The sequence below is a fragment of the Burkholderia sp. Bp9031 genome (genome assembly GCF_003857965.1).
GTDB classification, from domain to species: domain Bacteria; phylum Pseudomonadota; class Gammaproteobacteria; order Burkholderiales; family Burkholderiaceae; genus Burkholderia; species Burkholderia ambifaria_A.
Genome location: NZ_QTPW01000006.1, coordinates 95,322 through 112,730 on the forward strand (window position 1 = coordinate 95,322; position 17,409 = coordinate 112,730).

Consider the following 17,409-nt stretch of genomic DNA (forward strand, 5'->3'; position numbering starts at 1 on the left):
ATTTCGACTTTCCGATTCCGGAAAAGCGGGGTGGGGCTCCGTGGACCGAATGAGGGAGCCGGCGCCCCGGCGGCACTTCGATCGGTCCCCCTGGCTCCTTGTCATCCGCGCAAATCGGCCGACAATCGGAAATTTGCACCTGGCGTGCCGCGCTTGTCGATTTCCCGATGTGCCGTTCGTCGTATCGATGTCGACCGGGTTGTGTCACTGCGCCCATGCGCGAGCGCTGCCCGATTCCCGTCGATGCCTGCAAGACAGAGAAAGGAGCTGCCAGATGCCGGATTCCCGATACCGCTGGACGATCGTTGCCGCGGGCGGCCTGCTGAGCTGCATCGCGATCGGCGCGATGTTTTCGCTGCCGGTGTTCCTGCGGGCCGTCGCGCGCGACACGGGGTGGTCGATGACCGGCATTTCCGCCGCGATGACGCTCGGCTTCATCGCGATGGCGTTCGCGAGCATCGCGTGGGGCAGCCTGTCGGACCGGATCGGCGCGCGCGCGGTGGTCGCGACGGGCGCGGTGCTGCTGGCGGCCAGTCTCGCGCTCGCGAGCCGCGCGCCGTCGCTGCTCGCGTTCCAGCTGATTTTCGGGCTGGGTGTCGGCAGCGCCGCCGCCGCGGTGTTCGCGCCGATGATGGCATGCGTGACGGGCTGGTTCGACACGCATCGCAGCCTCGCGGTGTCGCTCGTATCGGCCGGGATGGGGATGGCGCCGATGACGATGTCGCCGCTCGCCGCGTGGCTCGTGTCCCGCCACGACTGGCGCGCGTCGATGCTGACGATCGCCGCGCTGGCGGGCGCCGTGATGATCCCGGCGTCGCTGCTCGTCCGGCGTCCGCCGGCACTCGACCACCCGCCGGCCGAACCGGCGGCGGCCGGCGCGCCTGCGCCGCTGTCGGTCGGCGACGCGCTGCGCTCGCCGCAGTTCATCGTGCTGCTGCTGACCAATTTCTTCTGCTGCGCGACGCACTCCGGCCCGATCTTCCATACGGTCAGCTACGCGGTGACCTGCGGGGTCCCGCTGATCGCCGCGGTATCGATCTACAGCGTCGAGGGGCTCGCCGGTATGGGCGGGCGCATCGCGTTCGGGCTGCTGGGCGACCGCCTCGGTGCGAAACGCATGCTGGCGGCGGGGTTGCTCGCGCAGGCGCTGGGCGCGCTCGGCTACTACTTCGTGCGCACGCTGGACGGGTTCTACGCGGTCGCGATGCTGTTCGGCTTCATCTATGCGGGCGTGATGCCGCTCTATGCGGTGCTCGCGCGCGAGAACTTCCCGCTGCGGATGATGGGCACCGTGATCGGCGGCTGCGCGATGGCCGGCAGCCTCGGGATGGCGGCGGGGCCGGTTGCAGGCGTCCTGATCGTCGATGCGCTGGGCAGCTACGGCTGGCTGTACCTCGGATCGTTCGCGATCGGCATCGGCGCGTTCCTCGGCGCGATGATGTTCCGGCCGTTTCCCAAGGCGCGGTCGCAGACGCTCGCCGCATGACCCGGCGGCCACGAAGCGGCGATTTTCGGCGGGACGAGGAATGCCGGGCTGCCCGGGCGAAAACAAAAAACGGGGCCGGACATCGCCGGTACAAACCGTGCCAAACCCGCGCGGAGCCTGCTGCGGCGCAGCAGAGCGGTAAATCGTGGCGATCGGCGCGCATGCGCGTCGATTCGGCCCCTAAAAACACAATATTGAGCAACCCTTCGAAGAGCCTGTCATACGGGCGTCACCCTGCTAGAATTCGGCTGCCGCATTGTTCCGATTGACTGATGAGATTGCTTGACGCACTGGTCGAACAACGAATTGCCGCCGCCGCCGCGCGGGGTGAGTTCGACGATTTGCCGGGTACCGGCGCGCCGCAGGCGCTGGATGACGACCTGCTCGTACCCGAGGAGGTGCGGGTGGCCAACCGTATCCTGAAGAATGCGGGCTTCGTGCCGCCGGCCGTCGAGCAACTGCGCGCGCTGCGCAACCTGCAGGACGAACTGCAGGCAGTCAGCGACCGTGCCGCGCGCTGCCGGCTGCAGGCGAAGATCCTCGCCCTCGACATGGCGCTCGAATCACTGCGCGGCGGCCCGATGGTGATGCCGCGCGACTATTGCCGGCGCATCGCGGAGCGTCTGTGCGAGCGTGGGCTCGACGACGTGTCCGCCGAAGCGGGGCCGATGTGAGCGCCGACGCACTGCACGACGCGGCAGCCGGATCCGCTGCCGCTTCCGATTCTCCCGTTCCCGAAACCACGCCGGTATCGGCGCGCGACCTGCATTTCATGCGTCTCGCGCAAGCCGCCGCCGAAGAGGCGCGTGCGGCCGGTGAAGTGCCGGTGGGTGCCGTGCTCGTACGCGGCGACGAAGTGATCGCACGCGGCTTCAATCATCCGATCGGCGGGCACGACCCGTCGGCCCATGCGGAAATGGCCGCGCTGCGCATGGCCGCGCAGCATCTGCAGAATTACCGGATGCCGGGCTGTGAGCTGTACGTGACGCTCGAGCCGTGCCTGATGTGCGCGGGCGCGATCATGCACGCACGCATCGCACGGGTCGTCTACGGCGCCGCCGATCCGAAGACGGGCGCATGCGGCAGCGTGATCGACGCGTTCGCGAATCCGCAGCTCAACCACCATACCGAAGTGACCGGCGGCGTGCTTGCCGACGAGTGCGGCGCCGCGCTGAAGTCGTTCTTCGCGGAGCGCCGCCGCGCGCTGCGCGAGGCACGGTTTGCCCGCGACGCCGAATCCGACGCGTCGTGACCCCCTCCGCCGCGCGCCCATCGCCCGGAGCGGGGCGGGTGCACGCCTCGTGAACCGGAGACGGTTCGGACCCTCTAAGCAGGTTTGACGACCTCGACACCCTTCGCCATGTCCTTCCAGCCCGCCGCGTCCTACACCATCCGCCTGCTGGCGCCGTCCGGTTATCCGCATGATCCCGATGCGATCAATCGTGCGCTCGAACGCCTGAGCGGCGCGCAGCATCGCATCGAGAACATCGAGGCGACGCAGCGCCGCTTTCAGCGTTTCGGCGGCACCGACGGCGAGCGGGCCGGCGACCTGAATCGCCTCGCGGATCCGGAGCGCGCGCTGCCGGACATCGCGCTCGCGGTGCGCGGCGGCTATGGCGCCGCGCGCATCCTGCACGGGCTCGACTATCGCGGGCTCGAGCGCCGCCTGCGCGACCAGCCGATCGCGCTGGTCGGTCACAGCGACTTCACCGCGGTCCAGCTCGCGCTGTACGCGAAGGCGCGCATCAAGACCTTCGGTGGCCCGATGCTGTCGGCCGACTTCGGCGCGGAAACGCCGAGCGACTTCACGATGCGGCACTTCTGGCAGACGCTGTCGCAGCCGACCACGACGATCATCGCCGAAGCGCCGCAGGTGCAGGCCGTGAACGTGACGGGCACGCTGTGGGGCGGCAACCTCGCAATCCTCACATCGCTCGTCGGCACGCCGTACATGCCCGATATCGAAGGCGGCATCCTGTTCATCGAGGACGTCAACGAGCAGCCGTTCCGGATCGAGCGGATGATCTACCAGCTGCATCTGTCGGGGCTGCTCGCGCGCCAGCAGGCGCTCGTGCTCGGACAGTTCACCGGTGCGCGGCCGTTCGAGTACGACAACGGCTACGACATGCAGGCGATGATCGACCAGGTGCGCTCGGTGGTCGGCATCCCGGTCGTCACGGGGCTGCAGTTCGGTCACGTGCCGGATCTGCTGACGCTGCCGTTCGGCGCGCAGGCGCAGCTCGTCGCGAATGCGCACGGCTTCCGGCTTACGCTGTCGGACTACCCGCATCTCGGCTGAGCCGGGCAGGTACCTTCGAAAGGCGGGGTTCCCGCCTTTTTCTTTAAGTAAGTGTGCAACTAACGGTCGAAAATTTTCGTCGACATCAATCGGGATGAAGTTGTGGCATGCACCATTTTTGTCAACAAAATGACCGAGAGGGTATACACCGTGAGCCGCCTTGGATAAGCCAGAGAGCCTTGATGTGCCTGGATTCTGTGCGCCACGCACGAATCTGGCACGATGAGATGCACACGGATTGTGCGCATTTAAGGAAAAGAATTGTTGACAATCTTTATGTCCGTTCTAGGATAAGGACCATCACACGATGCAGATCATGAACGAGCCTGATTCCCATCCGTCCGGCACCGCCGGTCCTGAAGCGATCGCCGAGCGGATTCGCACCGCGATCCTCGAGCATCGGCTCGCGCCCGGCGCGAAGCTGACGGAGGCGCAGCTCTGCGACGTGTTCGGCGTGAAGCGCGGGACGATCCGGCAGGCGCTCGCGCAGCTCGCGGCCGACAAGCTGGTCGATCTCGAGCCGAACCGCGGCGCGTTCGTCGCGAGTCCGACGCTGCAGGACGTGCACGAGGTGTTCGAGATGCGCCGGATCATCGAGCTGGCCGTCGTCGAGCGGCTCGCGACGGGGCCGGGCGCGAAGCGGCTGAAAGGCGTCGCCGCGCTGATCGACAAGGAGCGCAAGGCGTTCGAGCGGCACGACTTCGCAGCGTGGATCCGCCTGTCGGGAGAATTCCATACGGCGCTTGCCGCGCTGATGGGCAATGCGACGCTCTGCGAATGCCTCGACGGGCTCGTCGCACGCTCGACGCTGATGTCGGCACTGTACGAATCGCACGGGCGCAGCCCGTGCTCGTTCGACGACCACGATGAGATCCTGGCCGCGCTGGAGGCGGGGGATCCGAAGCGGGCGGCGGCGCTGATGGCGCACCACCTGCAGCATGTTGAACTGAAGATGCTGGACCGGCCCGCGCAAGGGCAGGTCGATTTGCGCGAAGTGTTCGGCGGCGCCTGAGCGGCGACGCGAACCGGCCCGCGCGCCACACGACGAGAGCAATGCAGGCCGGCGGTTCACGCCGCCGGCCGCCAGTCCGACTCCGGGCAACGATCCGGAGCGATATCGATGGCGGTGGAGCGGCCGTTCGGCCGCGTCAAGGAGAAGTCATGGCTCAGTTCAGTGTGGCGCACGACAGCGCCTATCCGGCGGAAGAAGGCGGCGCGGGCGGCGGTTCCGCATTGCCGGATGGCTACAGTCCACGTTTGTACAACGAAGATTTGGCACCCCTTAAGAATCAGACATGGGGGTCGTACAACATCTTCGCGTTCTGGATGTCGGACGTGCACAGCGTCGGCGGCTACGTGTTCGCGGGCAGCCTGTTCGCGCTCGGGCTGACGAGCTGGCAGGTGCTGATCGCGCTGATCGTCGGCATCACGCTCGTGAACCGGTTGTGCAACCTGATCGCGCGGCCGAGCCAGCAGGTCGGCGTGCCGTATCCGGTCGCGTGCCGCGCGACATTCGGCGTGCTGGGTGCGAACGTGCCGGCCGTGATCCGCGGGTTGATCGCGATCGCGTGGTACGGCATCCAGACCTATCTCGCGTCCAGCGCGCTCGTGATCGTCGTGCTGAAGTTTTTCCCGCAATGGATGCCGTACGCGGACGTCCATCGCTACGGCTTCCTCGGGCTGTCGGCGATCGGCTGGGCCGGCTTCATGCTCCTGTGGGTGCTGCAGGCGTTCGTATTCTGGAACGGGATGGAGACGATCAAGAAGTTCATCGACTTCGCGGGCCCGGCCGTCTACGTCGTGATGTTCATCCTGGCCGGCTACATGGTGTGGCGCGCGGGCTGGCGCAACATCGGCCTCAACCTCGGCGGCGTCAAGTATCACGGCGCGGAAGTGATTCCGGTGATGATCACGGCGGTGTCGCTCGTCGTGTCGTACTTCTCCGGGCCGATGCTGAATTTCGGCGACTTCTCGCGCTATTGCCGCTCGTTCGGCGAAGTGAAGCGCGGCAACTTCTGGGGGCTGCCGGTCAACTTCCTCGCGTTCTCGCTCGTCACGGTGATCACCACGGCCGCGACGCTGCCGGTGTTCGGCGAACTCATCACCGACCCCGTCGAGACGGTCGGCCGCATCGACCATCCGACCGCCGTGATCCTCGGCGCGCTGACGTTCACGATCGCGACGATCGGCATCAACATCGTCGCGAACTTCGTGTCGCCCGCGTTCGACTTCTCGAACGTCGCGCCGCGGCTGATCAGCTGGCGCGCGGGCGGGATGCTCGCGGCCGTCGCGTCGATCTTCATCACGCCGTGGAACCTGTTCAACAACCCGGCCGTGATCCACTACACGCTCGACGTGCTCGGCGCGTTCATCGGCCCGCTGTACGGCGTGCTGATCGCCGACTTCTATCTCGTCAAGCGCGGCCGGCTCGTACGCGACGACCTGTACACGATGTCGGAGAGCGGCACCTACTGGTACACGGGCGGCGTGAACCGCCGCGCGCTCGCCGCGCTGCTGCCGGCCGCGGTGATCGCCGTCATCTGCGTGATGGTGCCGGGCTGGCAGGCCGCCGCGAACTTCTCGTGGTTCATCGGCGCGGGGCTCGGCTTCGTGTTCTACCGGCTGCTCGTGAGCACGAAGACCTGAGGAGCGCGCGATGAAGATCAAGCTGATCAATCCGAATACGACGCAGCGGATGACCGATGCGATGGGGCGCTGCGCGCGCGAAGTCGCGGTAGCGGGCACCGAGGTCATCGCGGTGAGCCCGCCGATGGGGCCGCCGTCGATCGAAGGCTATTACGACGAGGCACTCGCGACGCCCGGTTTACTGGCCGAGATCGCGCAGGGCGAGCGCGACGGCTGCGATGCGTACGTGATCGCGTGTTTCGGCGACCCGGGCCTGTATGCGGCGCGCGAGATCGCGAGCGGGCCGGTAATCGGGATCGCCGAGGCGGCGATGCACGCGGCGAGCGTGCTCGCGCCGGGCTTTTCGGTCGTCACGACGCTCGCGCGCACCTGCGGGATGGCGTGGCATCTCGCCGAGCGCTACGGGATGAAGCGGTTCTGCCGCAACGTGCGCGCAACCGACGTCGCGGTGCTCGAGCTCGACCGGCCCGGCTCGGCCGCGCGGCGGATCATCGTCGACGAATGCCGGCGCGCACTCGACGAGGACGGGGCCGACGCGATCGTGCTCGGCTGCGCGGGGATGGCCGAATTCGCGCACGAGATCGAGCAGCAGATCGGCGCGCCGGTGGTCGAGGGCGTGACGGCGGCCGTCAAGTGGGCCGAGGCGCTCGTCGCGCTGCGTCTCGCGACCGCGAAGCGCGGCGACTATGCGCGGCCGCTGCCGAAGCGCTACGACGGCGAATTCGCGCGTTTCAGCCCGTCGGAGGATGCGTCGGCGGCCGTGTTGTCCGCCGCCACCGCGCGCAGCGGGGTCGCCGCATCGGAACCGGTCCCGAATTTGCCGCAACCGCACATACACTCCGTCTGACATGCACTATCTGCGCGGCTGTATGGGCGCGTATGAACCTTTTCGCTACACTGGGCCGTCATCGCGTCGGCTCGTGCGGCCGGCCTCCGGCACCCGCGCGAGTCGATGCGAACCCATTATTTCAGCGAACTTTCGCCGCACTTCGAACCCATGTCACTCGATCCCAACTATCCTCGCGACCTGATCGGCTACGGCCGCCATCCCGTGCAGGCGAACTGGCCCGGGCGCGCCCGCGTCGCCGTGCAATTCGTCCTGAACTACGAGGAGGGCGGCGAGAACTGTGTGCTGCACGGCGATCCGGGCTCCGAGCAGTTCCTGTCCGAAATCGTCGGCGCGGCCGCGTATCCGGACCGCCACATGAGCATGGAGTCGATCTACGAATACGGTTCGCGTGCCGGCGTGTGGCGCATCCTGCGCGAATTCGAGAAGCGCGGGCTGCCGTTGACCGTCTTCGGCGTCGGCATGGCGGTCGAGCGCCATCCGGAACTCGCGCGCGCCTTCGTCGAGCTCGGCCATGAGATCGCATGCCATGGCTGGCGCTGGATCCACTACCAGAGCATGACGCCCGAGCTCGAGGCCGAGCACATGCGCCTCGGGATGGAAGCGATCGAGCGCGTGACGGGCGAGCGTCCGCTCGGCTGGTACACCGGCCGCGACAGCCCGAACACGCACCGTCTCGTCGCGGAATACGGCGGTTTCCTGTACGACTCGGACAACTATGGCGACGACCTGCCGTTCTGGATGAACGTCGAGGTGTCGGGCGGCAGCACGTCGCCGCAACTGATCGTTCCGTATACGCTCGATACGAACGACATGCGCTTCGCGACGCCGCAGGGCTTCAACACCGGCGATCACTTCTTCGACTACCTGCGCGACGCGTTCGACGTGCTGTACGCAGAGGGCGACGAGGCGCCGAAGATGCTGTCGATCGGCATGCACTGCCGCCTGCTCGGCCGTCCGGGACGTTTCCGCGGGCTGCAGCGTTTTCTCGATCACATCGAGAAGCACGATCGCGTATGGGTGACGCGCCGTGTCGATATCGCGCGTCATTGGCGTGAACATCATCCGTATCAGCCCAATCATCGAAACGAAGGGAAAGCATGAAGGCGATGCGTTACACGTTGAATCAACTGAACACGATGGCGCCGAGCGCATTCGTCGCGGCGCTGTCAGGGATCTTCGAACATTCGCCGTGGGTGGCCGAGGTTGCCGCGGGCGAGCGGCCGTTCGCGAGCATCGACGCGCTGCACGAGACGATGTCGAATGCGGTGGAGACGGGCGGCGAAGCGCGCCAGCTCGCATTGATCAACGCTCACCCGGAGCTGGCCGGCAAGGCCGCCGTGCGCGGCGAGCTGACGGCCGAGTCGACGCGCGAGCAGAGCGGCGCGGGTCTCGACCAGTGCACGCAGGAAGAGTTCGACAAGCTGCTGACGCTGAACCGCACGTATCGCGAGAAGTTCGGCTTCCCGTTCATCCTCGCGGTGCGCGGCTATGACCGGCACGGCATCATCGCGAACTTCGAGTCGCGCGTGAATCATTCGCGCACCGAGGAACTGCGCACGAGCCTCGACCAGATCTACCGGATCGCGCGCTTCCGCCTCGACGACCTGATCGACGCCTGACACCGCAACACGGCCTGCTGCGTCGCAGCGGCCTGATCGCCTCACTGAAACAAGGAAACATCATGGCTGTTCCGCTTCTCGATCCGAACGCACCCGATTTCACGCGGCGTTACGTGAATCTCGCCGACCCGCGTCTCGGTGCGCAGGCGCTCGAGGCCAGCGACGACTTCTTCGCGCCGAAGGACCGGATGCTGAACCCCGAGCCGGCGGTATTCATCCCCGGCAAGTACGACGACCACGGCAAGTGGATGGACGGCTGGGAGACGCGCCGCAAGCGCACGACGGGCTATGACTGGTGCATCGTCAAGCTGGCGCGCCCGGGCGTGATCAAGGGGTTCGACATCGACACGAGCCACTTCACCGGCAACTTCCCGCCGGCCGCGTCGATCGAGGCCGCGTTCGTGGCCGACGGCGCGCCGACGCAGGCGACCGAGTGGGTCGAGATCGTGCCGTCGACGACGCTGCAGGGCAACAGCCATCACTACGTCGAAGCGAGCGACGCCCGTGCGTTCACGCATCTGCGCGTGAACATCTATCCGGACGGCGGCATCGCGCGCCTGCGCGTGTACGGTCAGCCGCAGCTCGACTGGGCCGGCGCGAGCGCGACCGAGCAGTTCGATCTCGCGGCGATGGAAAACGGCGGCTACGTGGTGGCCGCGAACAACCAGCACTTCGGCGTCGCGTCGAACCTGCTGCTGCCGGGCCGCGGCGTGAACATGGGCGACGGCTGGGAAACCCGTCGCCGCCGCGAGCCAGGCAACGACTGGGCGATCATCGCGCTCGCGCAGCCGGGCGTGATCCGCAAGATCGAAGTCGACACCGCGTTCTTCAAGGGCAACTACCCGGACCGCTGCTCGATCCAGGCCGCGTACGTGTCGGGCGGCACCGACAGTTCGCTGATCACGCAGTCGATGTTCTGGCCGGTGCTGCTCGGCGAACAGAAGCTGCAGATGGACAAGCAGCATTACTTCGAACACGAAATCGCCTCGCTGGGCCCGGTGACCCACGTGCGCCTGAACATCATTCCGGACGGCGGCGTATCGCGCCTGCGTCTGTGGGGGACGCTCGACAAATGAAGACGCTTGCAATCGAACCGCTGACCAAGGAAGCGTTCGCGCCGTTCGGCGACGTGATCGAGACGGAAGGCGCGAAGCAGATTCCGATCAACCTCGGCACGACGATCCGCTTTCACGATCTCGCGAAAGTCGACGTGACCGACGAAGACGGCCGTACGCTCGTCAATTTGTTCCGCGGCCAGCCGCGTACGCTGCCGTTCGAGGTGAAGATGCTCGAGCGTCATCCGCTCGGCAGCCAGGCATTCGTACCGCTGAACGACCAGCCGTATCTCGTCGTCGTGGCGCCCGCGGGCGATCTCGATCCGGCGAAGATCCGCGCGTTCGTGACGAGCGGGTGGCAGGGCGTCAACTATGCGAAGGGTGTGTGGCATCACCCGCTGATCGCGCTGGGCGGCGTCAGCGACTTCATCGTCGTCGATCGCGGCGGTGACGGGCTGAACCTGAACGAGCAGGACTTGCAGGAATCGCTGTGGCTTACCGAGGACGCGCTGGATGCAGTGACGGCCTGAGCCGGATCGCAGCCGTTGCCGTTCGAAGAAACCCGTGCAGTTTGCGCGGGTTTTTTTATGCTCGCCGCGCGCGCATCACGGCGCGGCCGGCGGTTGCTGTTCATGCGCACGCTGCAGCAGCGCGACGAACGACGACGCATCGGGCAGCGTCGCCGCAACGAACCGGCGCATGGCGATGTCGGGCATCCATGAGCTCATCACGACGGCGCCTGTCGGCGAAGGCAGGTCGGCCGGCAGCAGGCTGCGATTGCGTTGAGGCGCGCCGAGGCACACCAGGTGCGGCCGCATGCTATCGTGGCCGCAACTCAACCGCCTGACGTCCGGTTCCGGACGTGTTCCTCAGATGAGCCAACCTGAAAACGACCTCGCGGTCCTGCTGCGCACGATGCAGCCCGAACTGCATCCGGGTGCATTCGCCTTCGTGTCTTTGCCGGCCGATGCAGACGTGTCGTTATCCGAAGTGATTGCGACGTTCCGCGAAGCGGAAGGACTGACGGTCGTAGCCAGCGAGGAAACGGTCGCACGCCGCGGCTGGCCCGTGCTGTTCCGCGCCGCGTGGATCACGCTGACCGTGCATTCGGATCTCGCGGCGGTCGGCCTGACGGCCGCGTTCGCGCGGGCGTTGGGCGCAGCCGGCATCAGCTGCAACGTGATGGCCGCCGCATATCACGATCACATCTTCGTGCCGTTCGACGACGGCCCGCGCGCGCTCGATGCGCTCGTCGCGCTGCAGCGCGACGCCATGCGCGGCTAGCGGGCAACGCGTTCCATACGCGCAAAAAAAACGGGCCCGTTTCCGGGCCCGCGAACGGAGAGGATTGCGCCGGCGATCGAGAGTCGGCGCAGGGCGGCTTACTTGGCCGCGCCACCCTCGAACCAGGCGGCGAGCTTCACGCGCTCGTCGTCGGTCATGTGCGTGACGTTGCCGATCGGCATCGCCTTCAGGCGCACGGCCTGTTCGTAGATACGCTGCGCATTCTTCGACACTTCGTCCGGCGTGTCGAACATCACGCCGGCCGGCGCGCTGCCCATCAGCGTCGGCTTGGCCGAGTGGCACTCGATGCAGCGCTGCTGCAGGATCGGCATGATGTCGTTGATCACGACCTTCGGTGCGTTGGCAGCCTGTGCTTCCGGTGCGACCGGCTTGGGCATCGTCCACACCAGTGCGCCCGACAGCAGTGCGACGCCGCCGATCGGCAGGTACCACAGCTGCTTGCCGCGGTGGCGCATCACGAAGAACTGACGGATCAGCGCGCCGGCCAGCATGATCAGCACGAGCACGACCCAGTTGAACTTGTTCGTGTACGTCATCGCATAGTGGTTCGACAGCATCGCGAACACGACCGGCAGCGTGAAATACGTGTTGTGCACCGAGCGCTGCTTGCCGCGCTTGCCGTAGATCGGGTTCGGCTCTTCGCCCTTGAGCATCTTGTCGACCATCTTGCGCTGGCCGGGGATGATCACGAAGAACACGTTCGCCGACATGATCGTCGCGAGCATCGCGCCGACGATCAGGTATGCCGCACGGCCCGAGAAGATGTGGCATGCGAGGTACGCGGCGACGACGACATAGATGCCGACGCAGATGCCGAGCACGCGATCGTTGGTGCCGAGGATGCGGCACAGCGAGTCGTAGACGATCCAGCCGGCCGCGAGGAAGCCGAGCGCGGATGCGACGGCGACCACCGGGCCCATGTCGAGCACGCTCTTGTCGATCAGGTACGTGTTCGGTGCGAGCAGGTACAGCACGAAGAACAGCGAGAAGCCCGACAGCCAGGTCGTGTACGACGGCCATTTCGACCAGTGCAGGTCATCCGGCATTTCCGGCGGGGCGACCGTGTACTTCTGCATGTTGTAGAAACCGCCGCCGTGGACGTGCCACAGTTCGCCGAACACGCCGCGCTTGCGCTGGTTCGCGTCGGTAGGCGGTTTCAGGCTGTTGTCGAGTGCGACGAAATAGAAGGACTCGCCGATCCACGCAATGGCGACGATGACGTGCAGCCATCGCAGCGCGAGGTTCAGCCAGTCGGTGATGAAGCCTTCCATGAAACTCCTCCAGACTCAGATCGTTGTCTTTGATGCGGGCGCCGATACGTGTGTCAGCTGCCGCGATAGGTGCTGTACGACCACGGCGACACGAGCAGCGGCACGTGGTAGTGCGATGTGGTGTCGGCGATGCCGAAGCGCAGTACGACGCGGTCGACGAAGCGGGGTTCGGGCACCTTCACGCCGAGCGACGCGAAGTAGTCGCCGGCATGGAATACGAGTTCGTATTCGCCGGCGGCGAGCGCCGCGCCTTCGAGCAGCGGTTCGTCGCAGCGGCCGTCGCTATTGGTCAGCACGGTCTTGATCGCGCGGCGCGATTCGCCGTCCAGCGCGTAGAGGTCCACCTTGATGGAAGCGCCGGGACGACCGTGCGCCGTATCGAGTACGTGGGTAGTGAGCTTTCCCATTCGCAATTGTCCTTGTGTGAATGCGAGGTTCGGCGGCGACTCGATCCATTGACTGTGCGGCGGATCGAGGCTCCACGTCACGTGGCTACATACCCGTCGGCGAGATTGAAGCGAGCGCCGTGCAGGCATTGTAAAAAGGTTCCCCGCGCAAATACGGGCGCGATATCAAAGATAATGCGCCGCGCATGAACCGCTGTCGACGGCACGCCGGCACCGGCGCGCAGCCCGGGATTCCGGCGCCCGGCGGCCTCCCGTGCGGCGTACCATATCGAAACCGTGAAGCGCGGTATTGCAGATCGCGCATTGTGCGCCGCGCGCGCTTGGGCGATGCTGCCGCCGTGCGCGTCGGGCTTCCAGCCCGCGCGTACCCCGAAGACGGCATTCACGCCGGGTAACCGGGCCAGCGCGTTCGAACGGACGCAGGCACCGGGGCGTGCCGCGAATCAGCGTTCGAACGGCTTTGTGAGCGTCTCCGGGAGCGGCTCCCGGGGGCAGAACGACGCGGAGAACGCATGAACCTCGAGCAGCACGCCGGCGCACGCGCGCCGCACCTTTCCTCATCCCGCCCGAAAACCCTGCTGGTCAAGCACGCCGACGTGCTCGTGACCATGGACGACACGCGCCGCGAACTGCGCGACGCGGGGCTTTATATCGAAGACAACCGGATCGTCGCGGTCGGCCCGAGCGCCGAGCTGCCCGACACCGCCGACGAAGTGCTCGACCTGCGCGGCCACCTGGTGATCCCGGGGCTCGTGAACACGCACCATCACATGTACCAGAGCCTCACGCGCGCGGTGCCGGCCGCGCAGAACGCCGAGCTGTTCGGCTGGCTCACGAACCTGTACCGGATCTGGGCGCATCTGACGCCCGAGATGATCGAGGTGTCGACGCTCACCGCGATGGCCGAGCTGCTGCAGTCGGGTTGCACGACGTCGAGCGACCACCTGTACATCTACCCGAACGGCAGCCGGCTCGACGACAGCATCGGCGCCGCGCAGCGCATCGGCATGCGCTTTCACGCGAGCCGTGGCGCGATGAGCGTCGGCCAGCGCGACGGCGGGCTGCCGCCCGATTCGGTCGTCGAGCGCGAGCCCGACATCCTGCGCGACGCGCAGCGCTTGATCGAGACCTATCACGACGAAGGCCGCTACGCGATGCTGCGCGTGGTCGTCGCACCGTGTTCGCCGTTCTCGGTGAGCCGCGGCCTGATGCGTGACGCAGCCGTGCTGGCGCGCGACTACGGCGTGTCGCTGCACACGCACCTGGCCGAGAACGTCAACGATATCGCATACAGCCGCGAGAAGTTCGGGATGACGCCCGCCGAATACGCGGAAGATCTCGGCTGGGTCGGCCACGACGTGTGGCATGCGCACTGCGTGCAGCTCGACGATGCAGGCATCGGCCTGTTCGCACGCACCGGCACCGGCGTCGCGCACTGTCCGTGCTCGAACATGCGGCTCGCGTCGGGCATCGCGCCGGTGAAGAAGATGCGTCTCGCCGGCGTGCCGGTCGGCCTCGGCGTCGACGGCTCCGCGTCGAACGACGGCGCGCAGATGGTCGCGGAAGTGCGGCAGGCGTTGCTGCTGCAGCGGGTCGGATTCGGGCCCGATGCAATGACCGCGCGCGAGGCGCTCGAGATCGCGACGCTCGGCGGCGCGAAGGTGCTGAACCGCGACGACATCGGTGCGCTGAAGCCCGGCATGGCCGCCGACTTCGCCGCGTTCGACCTGCGCCAGCCGCTGTTCGCGGGCGCGCTGCACGATCCGGTCGCGGCGCTCGTGTTCTGTGCGCCGTCGCAGACGGCATACACGGTGGTGAACGGGAAGGTGGTGGTGCGGGAAGGGCGGCTCGCGACGCTCGACCTGCCGCCGGTCATCGAGCGCCACAACGCGCTGGCGCAGGCACTCGTGGAGGCGTCGCGCTGACGCGCGGGCGTGGTGGTCGCGCCGCGCGTTGCGGATCGGCGCGCGGCGGTTGTAGCCGCCGCCGCACGCGGCACATCACACCGGGTCACGCCGTCACGGCATGACCGACGCGCGCATCGTGCGCGATTACGGCTCGATCAGCGTGCGGGTCGCTTCGGCGACGAGGCCGCGCAGCCAGCGCACTTCGTCGGAGTAGTGGCAGCGTTCGTGCCACAGCTGGTAGTACTGCATCGGCGGGAAGTCGAGCGGCGCCGGCACGACCGACAGCGGCAGGAACTTCGCGTAATGATCGGCGAACAGGCGCGTCGTCGTGAAGATCAGGTCGGACTTCACCAGCACGTACGGTGCGAGGTTGAAGTACGGCAGCGTGACGACCACGTGGCGCTTGAGCCGCTCGCGCGCGAGGTGCACGTCGATCGCGCCGCGCTGGCCGACCGAGTACGGCGTCGGTGCGAGATGCGGCGCATTCAGGTACTGGTCGAGCGTGAGCCCGCCGCGCTTCGCGAACGGGTGCGTGTTGCTCATCAGGCAGACGATCTGGTCGACGAACAGGTTCGACAGGTGCAGTTGTTCGGGCGGCTCGGGCCAGTTGCCGACGACGATGTCGAGCTTGCCGTCTTCGAGCGCGAGCTCGTAGTCGAACGCGGGGCCGAGCGAGTGAAACTCGAGCGTCGCATTCGGCGCGGCCTGGCGGAAGCGTTCGACCACGGTCGGCACGAACAGCACGTTCAGGTAGTCGGGGCAGCCGATCCGGTAGCAGCGGATCGACGTGGCCGGGTCGAAGTTGTGCTGCTGGAACTTGATGCGCTCGATTTCGCGCAGTGCGTTCTGCACCGGCTCGAGCAGGCGCAGCCCGTATTCGGTCGGGACCATGCCGGACTTGCCGCGCACGAGCAGCGGGTCGCCGGTGATGTCGCGCAGGCGCCGCAGCGCGGCGCTGATCGCCGGTTGCGACTGGTTCAGTTTGACGGCCGCGCGCGTAACGCTGCGCTCCATCAACAAGGTGTGCAAGACGCGCAAGAGGTACGTGTCGATCGCCTCGCGTTGCTGACTCATGATATCTCCGTTTTATATGTCCGGGCTGATCGAGGGGGCGGGGGAATATATGGTTTTTAATATGAACCACGGGCAGCGTCAAGAGATGGATACCCGCAGACGCCCGCCGGCCGGGCCCCGGCAAGGGGTCCGAACGGGGCGGAATACGGGCGAGCACGGCGCCGCGCGGATGCGCATTGCACGCATCCGGTGGTCAGGGCGCCGCGCGTGACGAGCGCGGTGCGTCAGTCGTCGATGCGCATGCCGACTTTCAGCGTGACCTGCCAGTGGATGACCTGGTCGCCTTCGATGTGGCCGCGTGTTTCGGTCACCTGGAACCAGTGCAGGTTGTGCAGCGTCTTGCCGGCTTTCGAGATCGCGTTGCGGATGGCGTCGTCGCAAGATTGCCGCGACGAGCCGGTCAGTTCGATCAGCTTGTAGACGTGGTCGCTCATGATGCGCTCCCTGGGAGGTTGGTATGGGCGGCCGGCGCAAGCGGCGGGACCGAAGCGGCGCCGCGCGTGTCCGGCTTCTTGAGTGATAGGTATGATGGGCGGCAAGTGCAACCCCAATTGGAGACGAGGAACATCGTGGAAGTCGGATTTTGCGGACCGGGATTGATGGGCGCGCCGATGATTCGGCATTTGCTGGCGGCGGGGCACCGGGTCAGCGTATGGAACCGGACGCGCGGCAAGGCCGAGGCGCTTGAAAAAGACGGCGCGCAAGTGGTCGACACGCCGCGCGAACTGGCCGAGCGCGTCGACACGGTGTTCGTGTGCGTGCTCGACGGCCGCGCGGTCGGCGACGTCGTGTTCGGCGAGCACGGGCTCCTTGCGGGCGAAGCGAAGGCGCGCCGTTTGAAGCGCATCGTCGATCATTCGAGCATTCCGCCTGCGGCGACGCGCGACTACGCGGCGCGCGCGGCCGCGCTCGGCGTCGGCTGGATCGACGCGCCGGTGTCGGGTGGCGTGCCCGGCGCGCAGGCCGGCACGCTCGCGGTGATGGCGGGCGGCGGCGCGGCGGATCTCGATGCGGTGCGGCCGCTGATCGACACCTACGCATCGCGCATCACGCACATTGGCGACGCGGGTGCGGGCCAGACCGCGAAGCTGTGCAACCAGGCGATCGTCACCGCGACGGTGACCGCGATCGCGGAAGCCGTCGGCCTGGCGCAGGCGAGCGGCATCGACGCCGCGCGTCTGGCCGACGCGCTGGCGGGCGGGTGGGCCGATTCGGTGCTGCTGCAGACCTTCGTGCCGCGCATGACGTCGGGCGGCCATCCGTCGATCGGCGCGCTCGCCACGTTCCAGAAGGACGTCGACGCAATTGCCGATGCCGCGCGCGATACGGGCGCGGTGATGCCCGTATCGGCCACGGTGCAGCAGGTGCTGCGTCTGGGCGCCGCGCAGGGGCTCGCCGGTGCCGATTTCGCCGCGTTCATCGACATCGTCCGGCCCGGTAACGGGCGCGGGACGGCACGGTGATCGCGCGGCGGCAGTAAAGCGGGAAAC

20 protein-coding genes are annotated in these 17,409 nt (G+C 67.0%); 14 read left to right on the plus strand and 6 right to left on the minus strand.

Features of this window, described 5'->3' with window-relative positions; genetic code table 11:
* Nucleotides 1–274 precede the first annotated feature (274 nt).
* From DIE15_RS10220 to DIE15_RS10270, 11 genes are all read left to right on the plus strand, one after another.
* The gene (locus DIE15_RS10220; RefSeq protein WP_124833132.1) at nucleotides 275–1,486 is read left to right on the plus strand and encodes an MFS transporter; all 1,212 of its coding nucleotides are present in this window, start codon (nucleotides 275–277) and stop codon (nucleotides 1,484–1,486) included.
* Nucleotides 1,487–1,758: 272 nt separating this feature from the next.
* Complete coding sequence (locus DIE15_RS10225) at nucleotides 1,759–2,160, plus strand: DnaJ family domain-containing protein (protein WP_014896765.1); 402 nt, start codon at nucleotides 1,759–1,761, stop codon at nucleotides 2,158–2,160.
* Nucleotides 2,157–2,738 carry a tRNA adenosine(34) deaminase TadA gene (gene tadA, locus DIE15_RS10230; protein ID WP_124833133.1) on the plus strand — a complete coding sequence of 194 codons (582 nt, stop codon included), beginning with the start codon at nucleotides 2,157–2,159 and terminating at the stop codon, nucleotides 2,736–2,738. The genes DIE15_RS10225 and tadA overlap by 4 nt, the downstream gene beginning before the upstream one ends.
* 108 nt (nucleotides 2,739–2,846) lie before the next feature.
* Nucleotides 2,847–3,785, plus strand: a complete 939-nt coding sequence (ldcA, locus tag DIE15_RS10235; RefSeq protein WP_057925388.1) for a muramoyltetrapeptide carboxypeptidase — start codon at nucleotides 2,847–2,849, stop codon at nucleotides 3,783–3,785.
* Between the two features lie 307 nt (nucleotides 3,786–4,092).
* Complete coding sequence (locus DIE15_RS10240; protein WP_057925387.1) at nucleotides 4,093–4,797, plus strand: GntR family transcriptional regulator; 705 nt, start codon at nucleotides 4,093–4,095, stop codon at nucleotides 4,795–4,797.
* A 149-nt stretch (nucleotides 4,798–4,946) separates the two neighbouring features.
* Nucleotides 4,947–6,431 (plus strand): NCS1 family nucleobase:cation symporter-1, encoded by a 1,485-nt coding sequence (locus DIE15_RS10245; protein ID WP_057925386.1) that lies wholly within the window; start codon nucleotides 4,947–4,949, stop codon nucleotides 6,429–6,431.
* 10 nt (nucleotides 6,432–6,441) lie between these two features.
* Nucleotides 6,442–7,278, plus strand: a complete 837-nt coding sequence (locus tag DIE15_RS10250; protein WP_124833134.1) for an aspartate/glutamate racemase family protein — start codon at nucleotides 6,442–6,444, stop codon at nucleotides 7,276–7,278.
* Between the two features lie 150 nt (nucleotides 7,279–7,428).
* Nucleotides 7,429–8,382 (plus strand): allantoinase PuuE, encoded by a 954-nt coding sequence (gene puuE / locus DIE15_RS10255; protein ID WP_124833135.1) that lies wholly within the window; start codon nucleotides 7,429–7,431, stop codon nucleotides 8,380–8,382.
* The gene (uraD, locus tag DIE15_RS10260) at nucleotides 8,379–8,900 is read left to right on the plus strand and encodes a 2-oxo-4-hydroxy-4-carboxy-5-ureidoimidazoline decarboxylase (protein WP_124833136.1); all 522 of its coding nucleotides are present in this window, start codon (nucleotides 8,379–8,381) and stop codon (nucleotides 8,898–8,900) included. The genes puuE and uraD overlap by 4 nt, the downstream gene beginning before the upstream one ends.
* A gap of 62 nt (nucleotides 8,901–8,962) precedes the next feature.
* Nucleotides 8,963–9,976 carry an allantoicase gene (gene alc / locus DIE15_RS10265; protein ID WP_057925382.1) on the plus strand — a complete coding sequence of 338 codons (1,014 nt, stop codon included), beginning with the start codon at nucleotides 8,963–8,965 and terminating at the stop codon, nucleotides 9,974–9,976.
* Nucleotides 9,973–10,485 carry an ureidoglycolate lyase gene (locus DIE15_RS10270; RefSeq protein ID WP_057925381.1) on the plus strand — a complete coding sequence of 171 codons (513 nt, stop codon included), beginning with the start codon at nucleotides 9,973–9,975 and terminating at the stop codon, nucleotides 10,483–10,485. The genes alc and DIE15_RS10270 overlap by 4 nt, the downstream gene beginning before the upstream one ends.
* A 75-nt stretch (nucleotides 10,486–10,560) precedes the next feature.
* On the opposite strand, the gene DIE15_RS10275 is transcribed toward DIE15_RS10270, so the two are convergent.
* On the minus strand, nucleotides 10,561–10,773 hold the full coding sequence (locus tag DIE15_RS10275) for a hypothetical protein (protein ID WP_124833137.1): 213 nt from the start codon (nucleotides 10,771–10,773) through the stop codon (nucleotides 10,561–10,563).
* Between the two features lie 55 nt (nucleotides 10,774–10,828).
* Between DIE15_RS10275 and DIE15_RS10280 the strand changes: the two genes are divergently transcribed.
* Nucleotides 10,829–11,239: an ACT domain-containing protein gene (locus tag DIE15_RS10280; RefSeq protein WP_057925380.1), complete on the plus strand. Its 411-nt coding sequence runs from the start codon at nucleotides 10,829–10,831 to the stop codon at nucleotides 11,237–11,239.
* Nucleotides 11,240–11,337: 98 nt separating this feature from the next.
* Here the strand turns inward: DIE15_RS10280 and DIE15_RS10285 are convergent, their stop codons facing one another.
* The 3 genes from DIE15_RS10285 to DIE15_RS36955 all read right to left on the minus strand — a co-directional run bounded on the left by DIE15_RS10285 (nucleotide 11,338) and on the right by DIE15_RS36955 (nucleotide 13,324).
* Nucleotides 11,338–12,531, minus strand: a complete 1,194-nt coding sequence (locus tag DIE15_RS10285) for a urate hydroxylase PuuD (RefSeq protein ID WP_057925379.1) — start codon at nucleotides 12,529–12,531, stop codon at nucleotides 11,338–11,340.
* Nucleotides 12,532–12,584: 53 nt separating this feature from the next.
* Nucleotides 12,585–12,938 (minus strand): hydroxyisourate hydrolase, encoded by a 354-nt coding sequence (gene uraH, locus DIE15_RS10290; RefSeq protein WP_124833138.1) that lies wholly within the window; start codon nucleotides 12,936–12,938, stop codon nucleotides 12,585–12,587.
* Nucleotides 12,939–13,015: 77 nt separating this feature from the next.
* A complete protein-coding gene (locus DIE15_RS36955; RefSeq protein ID WP_160327440.1) occupies nucleotides 13,016–13,324 on the minus strand; it encodes a hypothetical protein in 309 nt (102 codons plus the stop codon).
* A gap of 126 nt (nucleotides 13,325–13,450) precedes the next feature.
* Here DIE15_RS36955 and DIE15_RS10300 point away from each other — a divergent pair, with 126 nt between their 5' ends.
* A complete protein-coding gene (locus tag DIE15_RS10300) occupies nucleotides 13,451–14,863 on the plus strand; it encodes an 8-oxoguanine deaminase (RefSeq protein ID WP_124833139.1) in 1,413 nt (470 codons plus the stop codon).
* Nucleotides 14,864–14,989: 126 nt separating this feature from the next.
* Here the strand turns inward: DIE15_RS10300 and DIE15_RS10305 are convergent, their stop codons facing one another.
* The gene (locus tag DIE15_RS10305; RefSeq protein ID WP_057925376.1) at nucleotides 14,990–15,919 is read right to left on the minus strand and encodes a LysR substrate-binding domain-containing protein; all 930 of its coding nucleotides are present in this window, start codon (nucleotides 15,917–15,919) and stop codon (nucleotides 14,990–14,992) included.
* 224 nt (nucleotides 15,920–16,143) lie between these two features.
* Nucleotides 16,144–16,353 (minus strand): dodecin, encoded by a 210-nt coding sequence (locus tag DIE15_RS10310; RefSeq protein WP_006755984.1) that lies wholly within the window; start codon nucleotides 16,351–16,353, stop codon nucleotides 16,144–16,146.
* Between the two features lie 135 nt (nucleotides 16,354–16,488).
* On the opposite strand from DIE15_RS10310, the gene DIE15_RS10315 reads away from it, so the two are divergent.
* A complete protein-coding gene (locus DIE15_RS10315) occupies nucleotides 16,489–17,382 on the plus strand; it encodes an NAD(P)-dependent oxidoreductase (RefSeq protein WP_124833216.1) in 894 nt (297 codons plus the stop codon).
* The last annotated feature ends 27 nt before the right edge of the window (nucleotides 17,383–17,409 follow it).

Coding starts and splice junctions, on each gene's coding strand:
- DIE15_RS10220 (WP_124833132.1), top strand. CDS start 275: ATGCCGGATTCCCGATACCGCTGGACGATCGTTGCCGCGGGCGGCCTG.
- DIE15_RS10225 (WP_014896765.1), top strand. CDS start 1,759: ATGAGATTGCTTGACGCACTGGTCGAACAACGAATTGCCGCCGCCGCC.
- ldcA (WP_057925388.1), top strand. CDS start 2,847: ATGTCCTTCCAGCCCGCCGCGTCCTACACCATCCGCCTGCTGGCGCCG.
- DIE15_RS10240 (WP_057925387.1), top strand. CDS start 4,093: ATGCAGATCATGAACGAGCCTGATTCCCATCCGTCCGGCACCGCCGGT.
- DIE15_RS10245 (WP_057925386.1), top strand. CDS start 4,947: ATGGCTCAGTTCAGTGTGGCGCACGACAGCGCCTATCCGGCGGAAGAA.
- DIE15_RS10250 (WP_124833134.1), top strand. CDS start 6,442: ATGAAGATCAAGCTGATCAATCCGAATACGACGCAGCGGATGACCGAT.
- puuE (WP_124833135.1), top strand. CDS start 7,429: ATGTCACTCGATCCCAACTATCCTCGCGACCTGATCGGCTACGGCCGC.
- uraD (WP_124833136.1), top strand. CDS start 8,379: ATGAAGGCGATGCGTTACACGTTGAATCAACTGAACACGATGGCGCCG.
- alc (WP_057925382.1), top strand. CDS start 8,963: ATGGCTGTTCCGCTTCTCGATCCGAACGCACCCGATTTCACGCGGCGT.
- DIE15_RS10270 (WP_057925381.1), top strand. CDS start 9,973: ATGAAGACGCTTGCAATCGAACCGCTGACCAAGGAAGCGTTCGCGCCG.
- DIE15_RS10275 (WP_124833137.1), bottom strand. CDS start 10,773: ATGCGGCCGCACCTGGTGTGCCTCGGCGCGCCTCAACGCAATCGCAGC.
- DIE15_RS10280 (WP_057925380.1), top strand. CDS start 10,829: ATGAGCCAACCTGAAAACGACCTCGCGGTCCTGCTGCGCACGATGCAG.
- DIE15_RS10285 (WP_057925379.1), bottom strand. CDS start 12,531: ATGGAAGGCTTCATCACCGACTGGCTGAACCTCGCGCTGCGATGGCTG.
- uraH (WP_124833138.1), bottom strand. CDS start 12,938: ATGGGAAAGCTCACTACCCACGTACTCGATACGGCGCACGGTCGTCCC.
- DIE15_RS10300 (WP_124833139.1), top strand. CDS start 13,451: ATGAACCTCGAGCAGCACGCCGGCGCACGCGCGCCGCACCTTTCCTCA.
- DIE15_RS10305 (WP_057925376.1), bottom strand. CDS start 15,919: ATGAGTCAGCAACGCGAGGCGATCGACACGTACCTCTTGCGCGTCTTG.
- DIE15_RS10310 (WP_006755984.1), bottom strand. CDS start 16,353: ATGAGCGACCACGTCTACAAGCTGATCGAACTGACCGGCTCGTCGCGG.